Here is a 21,921-nt window from a genome sequence, read left to right on the forward strand (position 1 = left end):
AGGTGTTTGTAAGTTGCCAATTCATCGTCCTTGATAGCTGGTTAGTGCTTGCGGAGTCCCTCCCGCACAAGTGCGTTACGCAGTTCTTTGATCGTGAGGAACTCCTGATTGCGCAATATCATACGCTTCACAGCGCGCCGGACAACACGTTCCACATCCGCACCGCTTTTTCCATCGAACTCTTTTAGCAACTCAGGATCATCCAGTTCAAACTGACGACGAGTCCCGCGCAACTTCAACTGTAACAATGCCATCAGCTGCTTGTGATCAGGCAGCGGAAACTCAATGGCGTCATCAAACCGGCGCCAAATTGCCGAATCCAGAATGTTCTCGTGGTTAGTTGCTGCCAAAATAAGGCTCTGCCCGTCGTAGGCGTCCATCATCTGCAACACCGCATTAACCACGCGTCGTAGCTCGCCGTGCTCACCGCTATCACCACGCTCTTTACCAATAGCATCAAACTCGTCGAACAGAACGATTAGCTGATGTTTCGCAATGAAATCAAAGACCTTGCGTAAATTCGCGGCTGTTTCACCCAGGAACGAGGAGACCAAAGCATCGAGACGAACAATTGCCAGAGGGCGATCCAGTTCGAAAGCAATGACTTCAGCAGCCAAGGTCTTACCGCACCCCGGCGGGCCAAAGAAAATCACTTTGCCCGACGGCTTCATGCCATAGCTACGAAGCACCTCCGCGCGTCGATGTTCTTCCAGCATCTCATCGATCATCGAGGCGCTGCTCTCGGGAAGGATGATCTCCTCCAGCGACCGCTTCGGCGGCCTGATGTCGAGCAAAGGAAGTCCACGTTCTTTGTCCACAGGAATGTCCGCAGTAAACTGCGGTTTACGTGCAGACTGAACATGCATATCCCCACCATACAGGATCTGCTCTAAGTCATTTGCCAACAAGTGATGTTGCTTTTGGCGCTCTTCTTCGATGATTGCTTCAGAGGCACGACGGAACGCCGCCAGATCTCCGATAGCACCCGCCTTTACAAGTTGCCTGAGTACTTTTCCATTCGCCATTTTATATATCCTGCAATAAGGTTGTTTCTCAGAGTCGTCAACTCATGAAACCAATTCCTGCCCTAAGCAGTGCAACTAAAAGGCTGAATCAATGCGAGCTAACATATGAGGACTCCATTCCATTTCAAAGCGTAAAGAGTCTTTGAAACTCTTCACGTCAAGTTATACGTAAGATTATCGCTCATGGTGGGTTTTTGTCCAGTATTTCTCTCGAATTTCCTTGATTTTATTGAGCCAAACGACGAGCGGCACCGGCTATAAAAACTGCAATATCAAACACCGGTCACGAGAGATAACCAGACAACTCAACCATCATCGTTATTAATAACTCAAACAAAAAATATTGATCGTCGCGATAGAGCCTTCGACAAAAAACAAACTTGAGGCTTGGCAATAAACGCTGGGCGAGTGCAAAAAATATCCGACATTGAAACCTGAGTTTATTTCCGCCCATCAATTAAATATTTATAGCGTCTATTCGGAGATAGCAAAGTAACTGGCAATGGCAACAGTGGCTCAGTGCGCAACTGGGGCTGTTTGCCGCCCACCTCATCCGCCAACCATCAGGCACGACTCGAACAACCGCCCCATGACGCTCAATAATTTCCAGAATAATGGCTTTTGGCCTTCATCATTCCTCGATAAGGTCTTTCTGTTGACGTGTCGCAATTCGTCACCCTAGACCGGCGACCTGGTGATGTCGCTCCCTCGTTACAGAAGACTTGGAAAAATGACTGAAGTAGAAAACCGTGGCCACATCTTCATTTCCTACGCCTGGGGAAACGGGTTTGAGAACAAAGAGTGGGTACGCCAGCGCGTGCTTACGCAAATCAGTTGGAACCATGACGTATTTTGGGATAGAGACAGCATCGCCTACGGAGATTCCATCGATGGCGTTATCGCCAAAGCCTTGTCCAAGCGCCCAGTCCAGATCTTGTGCCTGTGTGACCAGGACTACATCAGAGCCGCCCAGCAGAAAGGTTCGGGTTTGTACCGTGAGCTGAGAATGCTGGCCGAGATCGCTGATGAACCGGGCGTGCGGATTGTGCCGGTCATCCTGGAGGCGGGCTGTGCTGACCATCTGCCCGAGCCTTTGATCGGCAGGCTCTACCTAGATTTGCAACCTCTGCATCAACTGAACATTGATCTCGGAACGGCAGTGATGGAAGTGGCCGAGGGCAGAACACCAGCGCAGGTGCAAAGTGGCGTCAACGCTCGATTGGCAGCCTTCAAACTCCGCGAGCGCGCTCTCAAATTTTTCCAGGCGCGACCAGTGGAGGTTTGGGGTAATGGTCGAAACCATGATGTGACCGTCTATAGAGAAAGCACCGCTCCAAGTCTGCTTCAGCCCGCGCCGTGGATGTGGGAAAGCAACAATTGGAACTACATGCTGAACGATGATAGCCCAACGTTTTGCCCTACCAAGGGACGCTGGCATTGGGAGCTTTCCTCCTCGTCCAGCGAAATGCGCCCATTGGCGACTGCGATTTTATCGGTATTTTTTGATCAGCTCGATGGAAAGGCAGAGCCTTGGCTAAATCAGGGCGGTATCGTTTTAGCAAACACGTTTTTCAGAACCGTCCGGGAATCTGAGCCTTTCCGATTCGATGCCGACGATGTCATCGGCTTTCTCATGCGCCGCGACGAAGGCTATGAAGCGCTGGAAAAATTACTGAACGCCGCAGATGAAGACGGCGATCGCGCGTAGCGATTAGGGCGTAGCGTACCAGCCGTTCGGAGATCATCTGGACGGCTCGCGCAGGCAAGTCTGGGGACGCACACTGAAAAATGCCGAGTCGGAATGGCTGGGACGCCCAATCATCTAAGCCATCGCTGTATCGCAAGGGGACCCAACAGGCCTGTTTGACAATCGGCGGGACACGCTTTCACCATCAGACTGAGGAGCTCGAACGGTGTGGCTGAACAACCGCCGGCGCTCAGGTGAACGAGTATTCTCTAAGGGGGAATGCGCGAATGGATCTCTTACGGCTACAGCAACTGTTGAGAGGGCAAGGAGAGAGCATCAATGGATGCGACTTGTCAGTTGAAGATGCAATTGACTTTGTACAAAGCAACTTTAGCGAGTGTTCGTACTGTCTGGTACGGGACTGGACCTTGCTGGAGCTGGCCCCCTGCGGCGAGGGACATGACGCTTTACGCTCCCGTGGCCTTGAACCGGTGCTGGTCTATGCGCGCAACGTAGTGCTCGACAGCCGCGCGCGCTTTAACCCAGGAGACTGGGTCCGCAGCACATTTCAACTGAGATACGAAGACCAAGGGCTCTTTTTCACCCGAAATACGCTGTACGTACTGCTCGGTGCGGGCACGCGCCAGAGAATTACGCTGAGTGATTTACTGAGTTTGAGTTGAGTGAGGCATGGGCAGCGCCTGCGAGGTCAGCACCGAGCGGACCACTTATCGCCTTCAAGCCTCGACATGCAGCGAAGGCTCTTTTTATCCATGACAGATGGCGTTGCGCGCGCGAGCATAGGACATCCTTTCTCTCAGACTGCACTCAGGTGGATGATATGAAGAAAGACCGACCTTGGTTAGTTCAAGCCCAGGCCACCCACGATGGTAGTGGCGATGTCATTGTCGATTTACCTCCTGCCCTGTTACAGGAGATGGGTCTTGGCATCGGGGATGAGCTGGCCATGACCGTCGCCGGCGATACGATCATCCTGACACCCGTACGCGCTCCGATGCTGGAAAATCCAAGGGCCACCGAGGTCTTACGCGCCCAAGCCGATGGCAGCTATCGAAACCGCATGAAGGCTCTTCTCAATATTCCCGTCGACGCGACTGCGCAGCAAATTCACGAGATAATCGACGCGGGCCTTGAGGCGACCACCCTGACAGCAATGAGCGACTTAGGGCTCATCAGCCCCGCTACTCTGGACACCATCTGTCCCACCCCAGTGCTTAAAACACAGCTCGCCACCGGTGAGCGATTAACCGCGAGCCAAAGTGATCACCTGTTCCGCCTGGCCAACTCCATTGCTGTAGCCGAATCCTTTTTCGGTGACACTGACAAGGCTATGCGCTGGCTGTCCAAACCAAAGTCTCAATTCTCGGGCAAAAGCCCGTTCGAGATGCTCTCCACAACCGTTGGATCCCGTCAGGTGGAGGAGCTATTGGTTCAGGCATCAGAAGGGATGTCGTTCTGACCCAGTTTGCCGAGATACCGAAGAAAAATGATCGGATTGCATGAGCTGCCGACTTGGTGCAGACCCTTTTTTGCAGGTAACGTACAGCCCCTCTGGCGGAGCTTCAAACAATCAGGACGATATGCACGAGTCCACGCTTAGTCAGCCATTAATCAGCGACGAGCTTGATGCTCCTGCATATTCGGAGTTGCGAATTGTTTCATCGAATCAAGCGAGTTCCTCCCCGCGACAACCTTTGCACTACCGAAGATGGCGAGGCCATCAAGCACATCCGCAACGGAACAGTGGTGGTCTGGTCTTACGAGCGCATTAGAAAAAACTTCGAAGCTGAAAGCATTCCCTTTGTGGAGGTCATCTTTCGGTTTCTAGACCGCAACGATGAGCCTGCCGGCGTGACCCCTGCACTGATCGGCGTAAGCCGATTGGGAAGTTTTCGTCTGGGGACCATTTGGCAAGGGGGAAAGTGCATTGCCGAAACCGACCTGGGTAAAGACCAAGAGTTTTCTGTGGATTTCACTGAAGGTGCCTGGTCCTACGTCAGTATCCATGGCAACCACCAACCCGTTCCCTATTTCAAAACCGATTATCCGCTAAGAAGCCAGCCCACGGATAAGGTACTGACCGAATTTCTGAGCTTCCCCCTACCGAAAGGTAAAAACCTCCTGATCCCCTGTATTGAATTTCTGTACCGGTGTTATGGCAGCACGTCGGACATGGCGCGGATACTGACGACCTACCCGTGGCCCAAGGTGCGGGAGCTTCTCTATGCCGATACCCAGAAAGCCCCCAACACCTGGCTTGTTAGACCACATCCCAATGTGCCTGACAACGATGGGCTGTTTCTCGCACACGCCCTATACAACAATTACACCGAACAGGCCGCCAAGCTGCTGTACGCCGAACTGGACAATGCATACGGCAAGCGCATGAAGGAAACGAGTTTGCGGGTTAAGCCGTGGTTTCAGGGCCCGGCAAAGGTCAAGGTTCGTGGCCGCTGGATCAACAATCGCAACACATTTCTGTGCTACGAAGTCACAGGCATGAGTCAGCCTCAGGATCACCCCTACGAGATAAGCCGGGTCAGATACTCCAAAGATGATTCTGAACACGACCCAGCCCTTGTCGACACGATGAGGGTCAAGATTGAAGCGGAAAAGCCACAGGACCCGTTTCTGATCACCGACCGTCAGGAACCCGATCAAGGATCTGCTCGATGGTCAAAACCCGATCCTGGGTTTGAAATCCTCGGGCCGGAATGCCCCCATACCGTATCATTTGACGAGCGATCGCTTTCAAAGAAAAAGGCCATTCTGGTCCCGCCGGGCACGACCAAGGTGCTCTCCACTGGAGACCCGCAGGGCTACAACAAAGGCGTCGGCAAATTCACTGCTGTCGCAAAGCGGGTCTTGGGTGATGGAGGCGCACTTCAAACTGTATGGGATGAGCTTCAACACCACTTGGGCCAAAACCGCTTTTCTAGCTTGGCGTGGCAGTCAGAGCGTCAGGGCTTTGTGCAGAGCGATGACTTCAGATTACTGACACTGGCGGCGTTTACCCCTCCGAAGCGCCTAAAGACAAGAACCGAACATGGCTGTCTTACAAAGAAAATGCCAACCGTCGTCGAGGCATACTGGTTGCGCGCATCAAGATCAGGGGCCGCTCTTTCTATCTGTTTGAACTCCAGCGCAAGAAAATTCGAAAAGGCACCGTATACGGTGAACAGAAAATTTCAGGGCTCCTGGTGGAAATCAACAACGAGGCCGAGGCGCTGGTCGAGATCTCCAGAATTTGCGCTGAGATCCGGTTTGCCAACGGTAACTTCCACAAGCTGAAAACGCCGTGGAGACATCCGCACAACATCTTCCGGCATTACCCTGACATCGGTACAACGATCTTCTACGCCTTCTATCGCTTGGGCGTCACCCTCATCTGAGCAATAGCGACGCCCAGAGATTGCGGCGATATGTAATGAAATTAGGGAGTTTATCCTCCCATCATAAACTCCATAATTTTGATAAACCTGGGATTTCCAGCACCTCGCGCGTCGCAAATACTCATCGCAAAATTGCAACGGCCGCTCCATCCGTTTGGGTAGCTGTATCTAAAGCACCATCGGCCAAAAATGGAAATGGACGGTCAAGTCCATTCAACATGTAGCCTTCGATTTGTGTCCATCTCCAGGGATCTGATATCAATTTGTCTCAGGTCATAGGACCACTTAACAAGAAAGAGCCGGAAGTAGCGCTAGGTACCCAATACGTTTGAGCGTTGATCACCACATTAAAACCAGCGACTCCCTGCAGCACGAGAACGCTATACGAGAACGTTTTCTTGTTCACGCTCTTCAACCCGTGCAACAGCATCAAGGCGGCCTTGATCCACGCACGCTCGTAGGCTTCACCTTCGCCACCGGTTGCGTACAAGGTGTAAAGCGTGGCCTCCAGCTTATGATTTTTCGCCCTTGCTACCGCGCGCTCGCTGAGTTCGGTTGTAAGGCTGAGTCCATGGGTGCGGTTCAGGTAACCAATGAAGCCCTGCGCGGCCGCGCGCTGTCCCGGCGACTGAGTGAGATAGGCCGTCACCGACTTCTGCGTGGGCAACGTATCGAACTCCTGCGATGCTGAAGCCAACACGTTTTTCGCTGCACGCAAGGAGAGCCGAACAGAACTGATCGACGTAGATCCGTCGCCTTGCTTGGTCCGAAGATACTCTCGGTAACCCAGCAGTGCTTCCAAGCCAACGCCGGCGGGTGTCGATTCGATCATTTCTTGAATTCTGCGCTTTTCGGAATGTTCGTTGCGCAGTTGCTCATCGGCCGCGACACCATACCGCGCATTGAGCCATAACATTGGGGTCTGCATCCTACGGAGTCCTTCTGCGCTGAAGTGTTCGAGCAGAAGAATGTACGACGGCAATCCAATGGGATGCGCATCCAGGAAGCTGAAAAAGGGTAAGTAGAGCTTGAGTTTCAGCGCAGCCTTGTGAGCACCCATCTGGTCTTTGAGCCACAGACAGAACTCGTTGAAGTGTTGACGTGTGCTGGTATTGTCGAACAGCTCGACATGAATACGCGCGCGCCGTTCAAGGCTCTTTTCCCAGGCGCAGCTCTCACATTCATTCTTGCGTCCCGCCGGCATCAACCGGGTGCAGGTGGCACATTGAATTTCGCCTTTTTCAGCGCACAACTTACACCGCATGAGACCATCATTATACTGGACCAAGAAACGGTGATGCCGGCAACCTGGACATGTTGCCGCGCCTGCTCGTGCGCATTGAGAACAGCAGCGAACATCGGGGTCGATTGCTAGGACTCGGGTTAATTTCGTTGAGAGTTTTCCGCACCGCTGGCAAGGCTCAGGTTCGGAAAAATGATGGGCACAGCTGGTACATGCCGGGCCGTAGACCGTCATCAATCCGACCGGTTTCCCGGTCTTCTTGCACCGTACACAGGGCGCTTTCGACTCGCAACGAATGCATTTGGCGTCTTTTTCAAATACGGGGAGCCGGCCGAAATTGCCACAGCCTGGACACAATCGGCGCTTGAACAGTCGGGCATAGCACGCATTGCAGAATCGCCGACCTTTGTGGATCCGGTGAATCTTCGATGCGATGCATTGGCACTCATCGCACTTCAGTGGCAGTTCCAGAGGCGTCATCGTTGAAACTTCCTAAGCAATCGTTGCCATCTCATCAATACGCTTTTGACAGAGCGCGGGTTTCCGACCGGGGCGAGGTTGTAGTTACGGCGTCGACTGCTTTTCAGCACTGCGCCAAGCATGGAAAGTGAGGCCGGTAACTCTCCCGAGCGCGGTAGCAGCAGTGATGGCCGCACGCGCTCACGCTCGGCCACTACCATCAAGCGCTCGGGACCAGCCTCCAACATGCTCCAGACGTGTGCCAAAAGGCCTGCGCGGTCCACGGGTGACAAATACTCGAATGGCAAGCCCGTTGGAGGAGGCCTGAGTTCGGCCAGGCTCACACCAAGCTCACGGAAAAACACCTCCGTGCAGGGGCTGGGTGCACGTGCGGCGGTGCGCAATATACCAATCATCCATCGCGACAGAGCAAACCATTCAGTCAGAAGTAGCAGGTTCTCGCCATAGCGCAGGGTAGGTTTGGAAAACAGCTCATCGGCCGCAAGCTGAAAACTCAAAGCCTTGATTGGTGCCATGTCAGTTGACGCGAAGCCCAGCTCATGTCCGCAGCGATGACACCGACCTAGCGTCTGCTCAGGTGGAGCAAGCAGCTGAGGGCATAACGGCGCATGGCAGCATTCACAACGATCCAGCAGGGTCACCCGGTGCAGCGGACACGCGCTGTGCCAGGCCAGCCGATCCTGTATCAAGTAATGAGGAATTCGCTCCTTGAAGCATTTTGGGCAGTACTGAAGGCCGCCGCAGCGACGTCGATTTCGGCACCCCAGACAGAGAAACCAAGGCGCTATCCCTCTTGGGAATTTCGCAATTCCCGTCATCAACTGATATAGCGGCTGTAAAGTGGCCGCTTGAAGCGCTGCTGCCGGAATGCCAGAAAGGCGGGTCAGGTGCTGCGACTGTTCAATGGATAACTCTCTGTCCGGATCGCTGCACCAGTACCTCTGCCTCGGCCAGACCTCGCCTGTTAGCGTTGTGGCATCGCAACCTTGGGCCAAAGCACATCGCATTAGCCAGGAGGAGATAACTTCGTCCTGCAGAAGAGCTGGCACCATTGGCCAGACCGGATCTACAGGACTCGCTCTCGCACCCCATCTGCACTGGTAGGACGCATCCATTGGTTTTTCTCAAGCAGTCGACGGTCAATCACTTCCGAACCGTTTCGAATCGCCTCCCTTGCACACTCACGTAAAAGGTATTCGATGTTGCCCGTGTTGCCATTGGAGATCGCGTGAATGAGCGGGGTGAGCTCCGGCGAGTACAGTTTTGAAGCGGATTTAAGCGGGAGCACTGACTCAAAGCTTTTCAGGAAGCGTTGGAACTCGGCATTGACCGACCAGTTGGGCAGCGAAACCACCTCAAACCGGCTTGAATACTGCGAATCCAGGACCAGTAGCTGAAGTGCCGTTCGGGTGCCGACCAACACCAACGGAATGTGGAGGATGTTCGACAGCATCTTCAATTCGTTCATGACATCCATGCGCTTGGCAGCCGATCCGTTGTTGATCGTATGCACTTCGTCAAGGATGAGCATGCGAGTGCGCGCATCACGCAAGAGATGAATGGCCTGATGTCGAAGCTTTTCCAGCGGTGCGACGGGGTTGTGAGGTGCCCAGAACTCTCGAAGGATGGCGTTATACAGCTCTCGCTCATCGGGCTTGTGAACCTCAGCGCAAATCACCGGCCGCACGCTGACCGCATCGTCGCTAATGTAGGGCTGTCCTGATAGCTCCTTGAACCGGGTGACCACCGTGGTTTTGCCTGTATTGGACTCACCAACAAGCATGAGGTTTGGCATGCGAGGACGCTCGGGCTTGCGTAGCAGGCCATTGAGGATATCCATCAGGTTGTTAGCCGCCTGGTAATCGACCCAGCGCGGCTCATCCAGAAAATGCGAGCCGATCAAGATCGGACTTTTCCATCACGTCTCTGAACTGCGGTGTGATATGGGCGTAATTGGTCACCAGACTTCTCCAAAGGTGTCCACTTCATCCACCGACAACAGTTGCGGCGATTCAGGTAACCCAATAGGTGGAAACTTGGGCTCGACGTGCGGCGTGGGCCGAGCCGGCGTTGTTTGTTTGGTGTTGTTTGTCCGCTTCTGAACACTTTTGCGGGCCTGCTTGGTGCGCACAGCCGCCTCAGTTTCCTGCTGCTTGTTTTCGTCCAACATCCGTTCGATCACATCGTGGTTGACCGCATCGCGGCCGGCCTTCCTCGCTTTCTTCTTGGCGTTGACGTACTCACCCACCGTGACGCCGGCGTACCGGCCGCGAATGATCGGCACCTCAAAGTGTTCTTTCAACGCCGGGTCGTAGAACCAGATTCGGTTGATGTCCCGAGGGTCGCGTCGAAAAAGGAATTTTCGAGCCTTGCCTGTTTTAGGATCGGTTGCACCTATCCACGGCCGCAGCGCTTCAGCGAAATACATCGCATCCATTTCCACGCCATAGGGGTGGATGGTACGCAGCGTCGCAGGCAAGAAGTCGAGTTGGAAACCCCACGGATCCGCGACCCTAGGCGGTAGCGGCACAATTGGGTCGTGCTCTTTATCCCCGAAGAAAGCCAGATTCCATTTCTTGATCGGCGCCATGTCGATCTCTTCATGGAATTTATTGTTGTACTTGATGAGGTTCCTGACCAACCGCTGCTCGTATTCGGCGAACGTATAGATCGACTGCTTCTCAGAGTCGTACTCACGGCGCTCAGTAGGATTGCTAAAGGTTGCGCCCCGGTCTTTCTTGTTGATGCCGGCAAACGTGCCCATCCAGCGCTCAATGTGTCCGCCCCATTGCGGGTTTTTCTTTGGCCTGAAATCCCGACGGATATTGTGGTTCACACAGGACTGCACAAGGCTGTTGGTCTTGAAGTCAGCACCGTTGTCACTGTGCAAGGTGCCCATTTTCCCCCACACCGGCCATTCAGCATCGACCCCGTGAAGTGCTAGCCACTTTTCTTTTGGCAGTATGGAGTGCACAACGCACATTGCTACCGAGACCGCAGAAGGAGCATCCATGGACAGGTAATAACCAGTCACCATTCGCGAGTACACGCAGATTGCCAGTGTCAGCCAAGGACGACCGATAGGACGTCGGTGGACGTCATCGACAATGATCATGTCAGCCGGAGTATGGTCAATCTGTACGATCTGGAGTGGGTACTCTGTGTTGAGACCACCCGGACGCGGGTCATACTTATTGCCCGCAAGCTCTCTGTCTCCGCGTCTTCGCAAACGCGTCCGATCAGGAATGTTCTTGATGCGCGCCTGCACCGTCGACACAGTTGGAGGAGACAGTTTCAAAGCCTTGCAACGCTTTCGGACCTCATAAACCGTCGAGGCAACATCCGGACGTTGCTCGGTCAGGTAAAAATCGTCGATGGTCTCGGCAATAACCTTCTCGACGCCCTCAGAGATCCTGGAACGACCTTTGCCCCACCCACGCTTAAATGGGATCAGCGCAGTAACTTCGCCTTGCTCTTTGTAGCGGCGCAGCCACCGGTACACCGTAACGGCATCAACACCGGCATCTTTCGCGCGCTGTTCGACCACACTTCGCGATTGCCCTTCAATGCCCAACAGAGGTGCGATGACTGCGTAGCGTTTCTGGGCAATAGCCCATTCTTCGGCTCCGATATCCTCAAGATCGTAATCGGCGTAGGGCCCTCTTGCTTTGTCTCCAAGAAATGGTTTGAGCTCGCCGATTTGCAACACCTTCGGCTGCCCGGTTTCCACGTTAATCGCAAGCACGGATTGGAAATCCAGTACCTGGATGATCCGGAAGGTCTCTTTTTGATAGCAAGCAAGCTGGCCCGGCGCAATGTTCACGAAAGACCGGTCGATCTTGCCTCTCTTGGGCTGATCACTCACGAAGTCATTCATTCGGCCACCATGACTTCTAGCGAATCGCTCAGAGGCCCGGAAATGTCGCAATCCAGCTGCCGGGTCGCGATGAGATGAAAAATGTGGGACTTGCCCATGGCCTCAGCGCCTTGAAAGTGCAGCGCCACCAGATAGCTAATCGATGCAACGCCCTTGAAAGCGACCGTACGAATAATGGCGTCCAGATCCTGATCGGCGTAATCCGCATTCTTGAACCGCTCCAGGTACTGAATGTTCTTCAGTGACTGGCCACGGATCCGGGATTCGTCATAGATGTGGAAGCGCCAGCCTCGGTCCTTCGCATACCGCAACGCTGCCTTCCATTTCGGCAACAGCTCGCGCCAATTCTCACGCCAATTTTCAGCCGGTTTGACCTCTACCAGCATGGGGCTCAGATGAGTGTAAGCGTGGAAGTGAACAAGATAGTCGGGGGTATAGGTATAGGAGCGGCCGCTGCGAGCAACGAAATCCAGTTGCACCGGCTGCGAGATGACAGCCAGAACATCCTTCCTGAAATCCATGCGACTGAGGAAGTCACGCTCAAGCATGGATTCGAAGGCAACGCCCTGTCCGCGAAAAGCGAACACTCCAGAGAGGCTCCGCGTCGTAGATTTTATGCGCCTCGCAACTGAGAATTGAGGCTGGTTGCAGCTATTGCTATCCATAATGAGGCCAGTTGCACCTATTAGTAGGTTTGAGTTGCATAATATTGTGGCAAATCATACGACAGTTGGGGCTTGCAGCGTAGGTGCGTTGCATCTATTCCCAAATGTCACAGCAGCTCAAAACCGCAACCCGGCGAAATCACCCTCGCCCATCACGGTGTGCTGTTTCTCGATGAACTGCCGGAGTTTGATCGCAAGGTGCTGGAGGTTTTGCGCGAACCATTGGAATCGGGCTGCATCGTGATTGCCCGGGCCAAGGAACGGGTGCGGTTTCCCGCAAGATTCCAGCTGGTGGCGGCGATGAATCCCTGTCCCTGTGGATATCTTGGCGAGCCAAGCGGCAAGTGCTCGTGTACACCGGACATGGTGCAGCGCTATCGCAACAAGCTGTCGGGGCCGTTGCTGGACCGGATCGACTTGCACCTGACGGTGGCGCGAGAGGCCACAGCGTTGAACCCGGCGGTGAAACCGGGAGAGGACAGTGCCAGTGCGGCGGCGTTGGTCGCCGAAGCCCGCGAGCGCCAGCAAAAGCGCCAGGGCTGCGCCAATGCGTTTCTCGATTTGCCGGGGCTGAAGAGGCACTGCAAGTTATCCACAGCCGATGAAACCTGGCTGGAAACGGCGTGCGAAAGATTGACCTTGTCGCTGCGCTCGGCGCATCGGTTGCTCAAGGTGGCGCGGACGCTGGCGGATCTGGAAACGTGCGCGGATATCAGACGCGAGCACCTGGCCGAAGCGTTGCAGTATCGGCCGGCGACTCAGTAGGTGCTGAGTTTTTGGAGAGCCCAAATGCAAACAGGCTCGCTCTCACAGGACCAACACAGATCCTTTGGGAGCGAGCCTGCTCGCGATAGCTGTTTCAGAGATGCATCAGCGGAAGCGATCAACCTCGGAACGCAAATCCGCCGCCAGCTTCTCCAGCTCTTTAGCGGTTACCGCCAGATTGGAAACCACCTCACGCTGCTCGCTATTGGCCATCGCAATGCTCTGCAGATTGCTGCTCAACAGCGTCGCGGTGCTGCTCTGCTCCTGGGTCGCGGTGGTAATCGCCGCGAACTGCTGACCCGCCGAACGGCTCTGCTCATCGATCCGCGCCAGCGCCGAGGCAACATTGGCGTTGCGCGACAGGCCTTCCTGCATCAGCACGTTGCCCTGCTCCATGGTGCTGATGGCGTTGCCGGTTTCCTGCTGGATGCTGTGAATCATCCCGGAGATTTCGTCAGTCGCCTGGCGGGTGCGCGATGCCAGATTGCGCACTTCATCCGCCACCACGGCAAAGCCGCGACCTTGCTCGCCGGCACGGGCCGCTTCGATGGCCGCGTTGAGCGCCAGCAGGTTGGTCTGTTCGGCAATCGAGGTGATCACGCTGACGATGCCGCCGATTTCCTGGGAGCGCTGACCGAGCGTGTTGATCACGGTTGCCGTGGTGTTCAGCGCGCCGGCAATCTGCTCCAGCGAGGACGATGCCTCTTCCATCGAGCTGCGACCGATCTGGGTCTGCTGCGCGTTTTCCTGGGCCAGACGTTGGGTGTTGCCCATGTTGTCGGCAATGTTCAGCGAGGTGGCGGAAAACTCTTCAACCGCACCCGCCATGCTGGTGATTTCGCCGGACTGCTGCTCCATGCCTTCGTATGCGCCACCGGACAGACCGGACAGTGCCTGCGCACGGCTGTTGACCTCCTCCGAAGCGCGGCGGATGTGCTCGACCATGGTCGACAGGGCCTGGCTCATCTGATTGAACGCACGGGCCAACTGGCCGATTTCATCGTTGCTCGACACATTCAGGCGCACGCTCAGATCGCCGGCACCCAGGGCTTCGGCCTGACGCACCAGATCACCCAGCGGTTGCAGTTTGCTGCGCAGCAGCCACACTGCCGAACCGACCGCGATCAGCATCGCCAGCAGACTGCCGATGGCCAACTGGAAGCCAACGCTCCAGGTCACTTCACGGATCTCGGACTTCGGCATGCTCGCCACCACCGACCACGGTCCACCTTCGAACGGCACGGCGATACTGTAGAAGTCTTCGGAGGTATCACTCCAGAACCGGCCCTTGCCCGGTGCTTTCGCCAAACCGTTGACCACCGGCACCGCTTGATCCGGCGCCTGCACACCCGCTGGCGCGACCAGCCATTTGTTCTGCTCGTCCAGCAGCGCCAGGGAACCGCTCTGGCCGATGCGGAAGCGCTTGAGATTGTCGAACTGGGCGTTCTGCGCGTCGGTGTAGTCGAAGCCGACGAACAGCACTGCGATCACCTTGCCGCTGCTGTCACGCACCGGGGTGTACTGAGTCATGTAGGAACGATCGAACAGCAGCGCGCGGCCGACGTAGCCCTGCCCCGCCATCAACTTTGCGTAGGCCGGGTGCGCGTGATCGAGCAAGGTGCCGATGGCGCGGCTGCCGTCCTGTTTGGTCAGCGAGGTGCTGACCCGCACGAAGTCTTCGCCGCTGCGCACGAACAGCGTGGCAACGCCCGCCGTCATCTGCTTGAACTCGTCGACTTCCTTGAAGTTGTTGTTCAACACTTCGCTGCCCAAGTGCAGGCCCGGGGTCTGGGTACCCGCCACGCTGACCGGCTCGTCCGGGTGAATGCTCAGGCCCGCGCTGAAGCGCTTCTCGAACAGCCCGCTCAGGCGCTGGGTGCTTTCACGCAGCGTGCCGTGGAAGGTGCTCAATTGGTCGGCGAGCAGACGTGCTTCGCTGGCCAGGTGTTCTTCACGGGTGGCGAGGTTGGCGGTGTCCAGCGAACGCAGGGCGAACACCGTACTGCCACTGATGACAACCGCCAGTATCACGGCGAGCGCAAGGCCCAGCTGCGAGGCGATCCGGGCGCGAGGTTGAGACATGGACAGCTCCTGGCCGAGTCTGCGGATCCTCCCTGATCGCGGCTCGGAAAAATTCTAATAATGGGGGTGATGCGCAGAACCGGCACGACGGTTCCACTTGGACGTATTCGGCGGTGAACGCGAATACTTGAGCGCACAGCAGGGTTATCGCCCGGGGCCGGCATTGTGGCGGCTCGAACGTTTCAGCTCAAGCGCGCGACCACCGGCAGTTCCATCGCCCGGACTTCGCCCTGAAGGAAATCACTGAGCCGGCGCAAACGTTCACCTCCCGGACGAGTCTTTGGCCACACCAGGTAGTAATTCAGGCCGCTGGCGACCGCCGTCGGCCACGGCAGACTCAAACGTCCTTGCGCCACATCCTCGGCCACCATCAGCAGATCGCCCATGGACACGCCATAACCCCGGGCCGCCGCGATCATCCCCAGTTCCAGGGTATCGAACACCTGTCCGCCCTTGAGCGACACCTGATCCGACAAACCCATATGCTCCAGCCAGCTGCGCCAGTCGCGGCGATCCGGGGTCGGATGCAGCAATTCGGTGGCGGCCAGTCGCGCCACATCCCAGGGCTGGTCATTGAGCAGGTTGGGCGCGCCTACCGGAATCAGTTCTTCCGGGAACAACAGGCTGGCCTCCCAGTCCGGCGGAAAATGCCCGTCGCTCAACAGCACCGCGCAATCGAACGGTTCGTTGTTGAAGTCCACCGAGTCCACGTCCATCCAGGCACTGGTCAGTTGCACTTCATTACCCGGCTGCAAATGGCGGAAGCGACTGAGTCGCGCCAACAACCAGCGCATGGTCAGGGTCGACGGGGCTTTCATGCGCAGGATGTCATCTTCGGCGCGCAAGGTATTGCAGGCTCGCTCCAGGGCGGCGAACCCCTCGCGAATGCCCGGCAGCAGCAGGCGCGCCGATTCGGTCAGTTGCAGGTTGCGTCCGCTGCGGTGGAACAGCCGACAGGCGAAGTGCTCTTCGAGCGTGCGGATGTGCCGGCTCACCGCACTTTGAGTGATCGACAACTCTTCGGCGGCGCGGGTGAACGAACTGTGCCGCGCCGCAGCTTCGAATGCACGCAGGGCATACAAGGGTGGAAGACGACGGGACATGCACAGCGCTCCAATGGCGGGATTGCGCCAACTTAGCAGAATCTCGGCTGGATGAGTTTTAATCATGCCACCCATCCTTTTTATCCCTTTGTGCAACCCGCGCCAAACCCTGAGAATCGACGGTCTCTTGCTCCCTCTTTTATAAGGATGTGAAACCATGCAGCGTCCTGTGCGTACCGAACTCTGGGCCATTTTGCGGCTGGCGGGGCCGTTGATCGCCTCGCAGTTGGCGCACATGTTGATGGTGCTGACCGACACCCTGATGATGGCCCGCCTCAGTCCCGAAGCACTGGCTGGCGGCGGGCTGGGTGCGGCCAGCTACTCGTTCGTGTCGATCTTCTGCATCGGCGTGATCGCGGCGGTCGGCACCCTGGTGGCAATCCGTCAGGGTGCCGGCGACATTATCGGCGCCGCCAGACTGACCCAGGCCGGACTCTGGCTGGCGTGGCTGATGGCGCTGGGCGCCGGGTTGCTGCTGTGGAACCTCAAACCGGTGTTGCTGCTGTTCGGCCAAACCGAGACCAACGTCAACGCTGCCGGACAATTTCTGATCGCCCTGCCGTTCGCCCTGCCCGGCTACCTGAGCTTCATGGCCCTGCGCGGTTTCACCAGCGCGATTGGCCGGGCGACGCCGGTGATGGTCATCAGCCTCGCCGGCACCGTGGCCAACTTCCTGCTTAATTACGCGTTGATCACCGGCATGTTCGGCCTGCCGAAACTGGGGCTGACCGGTATCGGTCTGGTTACCGCGATTGTGGCCAACTGCATGGCGCTGGGGCTGGCGTGGCATATCCGCCGGCATCCGGCCTATGACGCTTACCCGCTGCGCGAGGGCCTGTCGCGGCCGAACCGGCAGTACCTGAAAGAATTGTGGCGCCTGGGCCTGCCGATTGGCGGCACCTACGCGGTGGAAGTCGGGCTGTTCGCCTTCGCGGCGCTGTGCATGGGCACCATGGGCAGCACGCAACTGGCGGCGCACCAGATTGCCCTGCAGATCGTCTCGGTGGCATTCATGGTGCCGGCGGGGATGTCGTATGCGATCACCATGCGCGTCGGCCAGCATTACGGCGCCGGGCAATTGAACGATGCGCGAATGTCCGGGCGGGTCGGAATCGCATTTGGTGCCGTGGTGATGCTGGGGTTTGCGATGGTGTTCTGGTTGCTGCCGAATCAGCTGGTCGGTTTGTTCCTCGACCATAACGACCCGGCGTTTGCCGAGGTGATTCGTCTGGCCGTGAGCCTGCTGGCGGTGGCGGCATGGTTCGAGCTGTTCGACGGCACGCAGACCATTGCCATGGGCTGCATCCGCGGACTCAAGGATGCCAAGACCACTTTCCTGGTCGGGCTCGGTTGCTACTGGCTGATCGGCGCGCCGGCAGCGTGGTTGATGGCGTTCCATCTGCACTGGGGGCCGACCGGCGTCTGGTGGGGTCTCGCGCTGGGCCTGGCCTGCGCGGCGATCAGCCTGACGCTGGCGTTCGAATGGAAGATGAAGCGGATGATTCGGCTGGAGCCGCAATCTCGAGGATTCAAGATCGCTCAGCCGGAATGACGGGCTACGGGAGCAACCCTGCTCCCGTACACCTTTTAGTCAGACCACAATACCCAGCGGAGGCTGGCTGGCGTCAGCAATCAGATAGTCAACCAGCTCCGCCAACGGCAACGGCTTGCTGATCAGGTAACCCTGCACCTGATCGCAGCCGAATCCGCGCAACAGATCCAGTTGCTCCCGGGTTTCCACCCCTTCGGCCACCACTTCCAGGTGCAGGTTGTGCGCGAGGTTGATCATCGCGTGCACCAGTTTGCGGTTCTCTTCGCGCTGCTCCATGCCGCCAACGAAGCTCTTGTCGATCTTCAGCAAGGTGATCGGCAGGCTGTTGAGGTGCACGAACGACGAAAACCCAGTGCCGAAATCATCCAGCGAAAAACGCACGCCGAGGCGGCCGAGAGCGTCCATGGTCTGTTTGACCAGATCGCTGCGGCGCATCACGGCGGTTTCGGTGAGTTCGAATTCCAGCCATTGCGCCTCGACCCCACGCTCGGCGATCAAGCGGCTGAGCGTCGGCAGCAACTGGCTGTCCTGAAACTGGCGGAACGACAGGTTGATCGCCATGTGCAGCGCCGGCAATCCGCGCTCGCGCAACGCCTGCATGTCGCGCAGGGCCCGGGAAATTACCCAGTAACCCAGCGGCACGATCAGACCGCTCTGCTCGGCCAGCGGCACGAATTCGCTTGGCGGCAACAGGCCGCGTTCGCTGTGACGCCAGCGCACCAGGGCTTCGAGGCCGACGATCTGACCGTCCTGCATATCCAGGCGTGGCTGGTAATGCAGTTCCAGTTCGTCGCGGCGCAACGCCCGGCGCAGTTCGCTTTCGAGGTCGGCGATGCTCCGCGCGTTACGGTTGATTCGTTCGTTGAAGATGTGAAAGGTGCAGCCCTGAGTGCTCTTGGCCTGCTGCATGGCGATGTGCGCATGCCACATCAGCGGATCGGCGCCACCCTGGGCGCGGGCGTGTGCAATACCCAGACTGGAGCCGATCAGCAGGCTTTCACCGTCGATCCAGTAAGGCTCGGCCAAGGCTTCGGTAATGCGTTCGGCCATCCATTCGGCCCGCTGCGGAGCACGGCGGGTGTCGATCAGCAGGGCAAATTCATCGCTGCCCAGACGCGCCAGTTGATCGCCGGCCTCCAGCTGGCTTTTTCAGCCGGGCGACCACTTGCAGGATCAACCGGTCGCCGGCCTGGTGGCCGAGAGCGTCGTTGGCGTAGCGGAAATTGTCGAGATCGAGGTGCCCGAGGGCCAGACCGCGACCGTCATTTTCGGCAAGACGCGCGGTCAGCAAGGTCTGAAAGCCCTGACGGTTGGCGATGCCGGTCAGCGGATCCTGTTCGGCCAGGCGTTGCAGGGTGTTTTCCAGCACGCCGCGTTCGCGCACGTGACGCAGGCAACGACGAAGCATGCCGGCATCGAGGGCATCGAACACCAGCCAGTCGCTGACGCCATCGGGCGCGGTCGCCGGTTCGTGTTCCAGCAGCAGCACGGTCGGCAGGCTGCAACGGCCGGGGGCCGGCTGCAAGGCGGGAACGGTCAACAACACCGCATGGCGGTTGTCTTCGAACAGACTGCTGACCGACTCCCAGCTCGGCGCGCTGATCAGCACCGCCGCGCTCCCCAACGGAGCCAGACACTCGCGCAATAACGCTGTCCACGCTGGCTCTTCGGCCAGTAGCAGCAAACGCAAGGGTTCGACAGGCGTAGTCAAGCTGACTCCCTAGACTCTGCAATGATGTGGGCGGCGGGCATTATGCCGTTCTGCCAACCAATGACCAAATGACAACGGTTATCAAAACGTTATTTTGTGTCACGAATGAGAACATTAGCCGCAAAATCACCGCGCATCCTGCGTGAAAGTATCAAAACCGGCAAATTTGAATCGCGTGGTGCGTCACAAGTCGGAGAGAGCAGCACAAATCGCTGAGCCTGTTAAAATGCCGGCCCATTTCGTCAACGACTCCCGAATTTTCGTATGTCCCGACTCAATCCCCGGCAGCAAGAAGCCGTGAACTACGTCGGCGGCCCTCTATTGGTGCTCGCCGGTGCTGGCTCCGGCAAGACCAGCGTGATCACGCGCAAGATTGCGCACCTGATCCAGAACTGCGGCATCCGTGCCCAGTACATCGTCGCCATGACCTTTACCAACAAGGCCGCGCGCGAGATGAAGGAACGGGTCGGCACCCTGTTGCGTCCCGGCGAAGGTCGCGGCCTGACGGTCTGCACCTTCCACAACCTGGGTCTGAACATCATCCGCAAGGAACATGAACGGCTGGGCTACAAACCCGGTTTCTCGATCTTCGACGAAACCGACGTCAAGTCGCTGATGACCGACATCATGCAGAAGGAATACGCGGGCGACGACGGCGTCGACGAGATCAAGAACATGATCGGCGCCTGGAAAAACGACCTGATCCTGCCGGCCGTGGCCCTGGAAAACGCCCGCAACCCCAAGGAACAGACCGCCGCCATCGTCTACACCCACTACCAGCGCACGCTCAAGGCGTTCAACGCGGTGGACTTCGACGACCTGATCCTGTTGCCGGTAAAACTCTTCGAAGAACACGCCGACATCCTCGAAAAGTGGCAGAACAAGGTGCGCTACCTGCTGGTGGACGAATACCAGGACACCAACGCCAGCCAGTATTTGCTGGTGAAAATGCTCATCGGCAAACGCAACCAGTTCACCGTGGTAGGCGACGACGACCAGTCGATCTACGCCTGGCGCGGCGCGCGGCCGGAAAACCTGATGTTGCTCAAGGACGACTATCCGTCCCTGAAAGTGGTGATGCTGGAGCAGAACTACCGCTCCACCAGCCGCATCCTGCGCTGCGCCAACGTCCTGATTTCGAACAACCCCCACGAATTCGAAAAGCAGCTGTGGAGTGAGATGGGCCACGGTGACGAGATCCGCGTGATCCGCTGCCGCAACGAGGACGCCGAAGCCGAGCGCGTGGCCATGGAAATCCTCAGCCTGCACTTGCGCACCGACCGCCCGTACAGCGACTTCGCGATCCTCTATCGCGGCAACTACCAGGCCAAGCTGATCGAGCTGAAACTGCAGCACCATCAGGTGCCGTACCGTCTGAGCGGTGGCAACAGCTTCTTCGGGCGCCAGGAAGTGAAAGACCTGATGGCCTACTTCCGCCTGATCGTGAACCCGGACGATGACAACGCCTTCCTGCGGGTGATCAACGTGCCGCGCCGCGAGATCGGCTCGACGACCCTGGAAAAACTCGGCAACTACGCCACCGAACGCAAGATCTCGATGTACGCCGCCACCGACGAACTCGGCCTGGGCGAGCATCTGGACAGCCGCTTCACCGATCGCCTGTCGCGCTTCAAGCGCTTCATGGACAAGGTGCGCGAGCAGTGCGCCGGCGAAGACCCGATCTCCGCCCTGCGCAGCATGGTCATGGACATCGACTACGAGAACTGGCTGCGCACCAACAGCTCCAGCGACAAGGCCGCGGACTACCGGATGAGCAACGTCTGGTTCCTGATCGAGGCCTTGAAGAACACCCTGGAAAAAGACGAAGACGGCGAAATGACCGTCGAGGACGCCATCGGCAAACTCGTCCTGCGAGACATGCTGGAACGTCAGCAGGAAGAGGAAGACGGCGCCGAAGGCGTGCAGATGATGACCCTGCATGCGTCCAAGGGTCTGGAATTCCCTTACGTGTTCATCATGGGCATGGAAGAGGAAATCCTCCCGCACCGTTCCAGTATCGAAGCCGACACCATCGAAGAAGAACGCCGCCTGGCTTACGTGGGCATTACCCGCGCGCGCCAGACCCTCGCGTTCACCTTCGCCGCCAAGCGCAAACAGTACGGCGAGATCATCGACTGCGCGCCCAGCCGCTTCCTCGATGAGCTGCCGCCGGACGACCTGGCCTGGGAAGGCAACGACGACACACCGACCGAAGTCAAAGCTGTGCGCGGCAACAACGCACTGGCTGATATACGCGCGATGTTAAAGCGCTAGAATTGACCACTTTTTACTAGACCTTCGGCGCACAAAGCGCCAAA

Annotated in this window: 14 protein-coding genes and 3 pseudogenes; 7 read left to right on the plus strand and 10 right to left on the minus strand. The window is 57.3% G+C overall.

Annotated features, from left to right (window positions below; all coding sequences use genetic code 11):
* Window positions 1–41 precede the first annotated feature (41 nt).
* A complete protein-coding gene (locus R1A29_RS28120; protein ID WP_438300151.1) occupies window positions 42–1,025 on the minus strand; it encodes an AAA family ATPase in 984 nt (327 codons plus the stop codon).
* A gap of 730 nt (window positions 1,026–1,755) precedes the next feature.
* Here R1A29_RS28120 and R1A29_RS28125 point away from each other — a divergent pair.
* The 4 genes from R1A29_RS28125 to R1A29_RS28140 all read left to right on the plus strand — a co-directional run bounded on the left by R1A29_RS28125 (window position 1,756) and on the right by R1A29_RS28140 (window position 6,024).
* Window positions 1,756–2,733 carry a toll/interleukin-1 receptor domain-containing protein gene (locus R1A29_RS28125; RefSeq protein WP_438300152.1) on the plus strand — a complete coding sequence of 326 codons (978 nt, stop codon included), beginning with the start codon at window positions 1,756–1,758 and terminating at the stop codon, window positions 2,731–2,733.
* Window positions 2,734–2,999: 266 nt separating this feature from the next.
* Complete coding sequence (locus R1A29_RS28130) at window positions 3,000–3,395, plus strand: DUF6957 family protein (RefSeq protein ID WP_438300153.1); 396 nt, start codon at window positions 3,000–3,002, stop codon at window positions 3,393–3,395.
* Window positions 3,396–3,553: 158 nt separating this feature from the next.
* Entirely contained in the window at window positions 3,554–4,192 is a 639-nt protein-coding gene (locus R1A29_RS28135; protein WP_438300154.1) for an antitoxin Xre/MbcA/ParS toxin-binding domain-containing protein, read from the plus strand.
* 194 nt (window positions 4,193–4,386) lie between these two features.
* The gene (locus R1A29_RS28140; RefSeq protein WP_438300155.1) at window positions 4,387–6,024 is read left to right on the plus strand and encodes a hypothetical protein; all 1,638 of its coding nucleotides are present in this window, start codon (window positions 4,387–4,389) and stop codon (window positions 6,022–6,024) included.
* Between the two features lie 369 nt (window positions 6,025–6,393).
* Here R1A29_RS28140 and R1A29_RS28145 read toward each other — a convergent pair whose 3' ends face one another.
* The 6 genes and pseudogenes from R1A29_RS28145 to R1A29_RS28170 all read right to left on the minus strand — a co-directional run bounded on the left by R1A29_RS28145 (window position 6,394) and on the right by R1A29_RS28170 (window position 12,312).
* Entirely contained in the window at window positions 6,394–7,389 is a 996-nt protein-coding gene (locus R1A29_RS28145) for a hypothetical protein (protein WP_438300156.1), read from the minus strand.
* 455 nt (window positions 7,390–7,844) lie between these two features.
* On the minus strand, window positions 7,845–8,363 hold the full coding sequence (locus R1A29_RS28150) for a hypothetical protein (RefSeq protein WP_438302107.1): 519 nt from the start codon (window positions 8,361–8,363) through the stop codon (window positions 7,845–7,847).
* 129 nt (window positions 8,364–8,492) lie between these two features.
* Window positions 8,493–8,963, minus strand: a pseudogene (locus tag R1A29_RS28155) (TniQ family protein); the annotation flags it as partial.
* Window positions 8,915–9,751, minus strand: coding sequence for a TniB family NTP-binding protein (locus R1A29_RS28160; protein ID WP_438300157.1), 837 nt, complete (start codon window positions 9,749–9,751; stop codon window positions 8,915–8,917). The gene R1A29_RS28160 and the pseudogene R1A29_RS28155, both read right to left, overlap by 49 nt.
* 54 nt (window positions 9,752–9,805) lie before the next feature.
* Window positions 9,806–11,725, minus strand: coding sequence for a Mu transposase C-terminal domain-containing protein (locus R1A29_RS28165; protein WP_438300158.1), 1,920 nt, complete (start codon window positions 11,723–11,725; stop codon window positions 9,806–9,808).
* Window positions 11,722–12,312 (minus strand): TnsA endonuclease N-terminal domain-containing protein, encoded by a 591-nt coding sequence (locus R1A29_RS28170; RefSeq protein ID WP_438300159.1) that lies wholly within the window; start codon window positions 12,310–12,312, stop codon window positions 11,722–11,724. The genes R1A29_RS28165 and R1A29_RS28170 overlap by 4 nt, the downstream gene beginning before the upstream one ends.
* 195 nt (window positions 12,313–12,507) lie before the next feature.
* Here R1A29_RS28170 and R1A29_RS28175 point away from each other — a divergent pair.
* Window positions 12,508–13,155 (plus strand): annotated as a pseudogene (locus R1A29_RS28175) (ATP-binding protein); the annotation flags it as partial.
* A gap of 105 nt (window positions 13,156–13,260) precedes the next feature.
* Here the strand turns inward: R1A29_RS28175 and R1A29_RS28180 are convergent.
* Both R1A29_RS28180 and R1A29_RS28185 read right to left on the minus strand, forming a co-directional pair.
* On the minus strand, window positions 13,261–15,237 hold the full coding sequence (locus tag R1A29_RS28180; RefSeq protein ID WP_114886302.1) for a methyl-accepting chemotaxis protein: 1,977 nt from the start codon (window positions 15,235–15,237) through the stop codon (window positions 13,261–13,263).
* Between the two features lie 182 nt (window positions 15,238–15,419).
* On the minus strand, window positions 15,420–16,340 hold the full coding sequence (locus tag R1A29_RS28185) for a LysR substrate-binding domain-containing protein (protein ID WP_119426792.1): 921 nt from the start codon (window positions 16,338–16,340) through the stop codon (window positions 15,420–15,422).
* Between the two features lie 157 nt (window positions 16,341–16,497).
* On the opposite strand from R1A29_RS28185, the gene R1A29_RS28190 reads away from it, so the two are divergent.
* Window positions 16,498–17,892: a NorM family multidrug efflux MATE transporter gene (locus R1A29_RS28190; protein WP_438300160.1), complete on the plus strand. Its 1,395-nt coding sequence runs from the start codon at window positions 16,498–16,500 to the stop codon at window positions 17,890–17,892.
* A 39-nt stretch (window positions 17,893–17,931) separates the two neighbouring features.
* On the opposite strand, the pseudogene R1A29_RS28195 reads toward R1A29_RS28190, so the two are convergent.
* Window positions 17,932–19,603, minus strand: a pseudogene (locus R1A29_RS28195) (putative bifunctional diguanylate cyclase/phosphodiesterase).
* Window positions 19,604–19,867: 264 nt separating this feature from the next.
* On the opposite strand from R1A29_RS28195, the gene rep reads away from it, so the two are divergent.
* Window positions 19,868–21,877: a DNA helicase Rep gene (gene rep, locus R1A29_RS28200; protein ID WP_119426795.1), complete on the plus strand. Its 2,010-nt coding sequence runs from the start codon at window positions 19,868–19,870 to the stop codon at window positions 21,875–21,877.
* The last annotated feature ends 44 nt before the right edge of the window (window positions 21,878–21,921 follow it).

The organism is Pseudomonas sp. NMS19W, assembly GCF_051554255.1.
Lineage (GTDB): Bacteria > Pseudomonadota > Gammaproteobacteria > Pseudomonadales > Pseudomonadaceae > Aquipseudomonas > Aquipseudomonas kribbensis.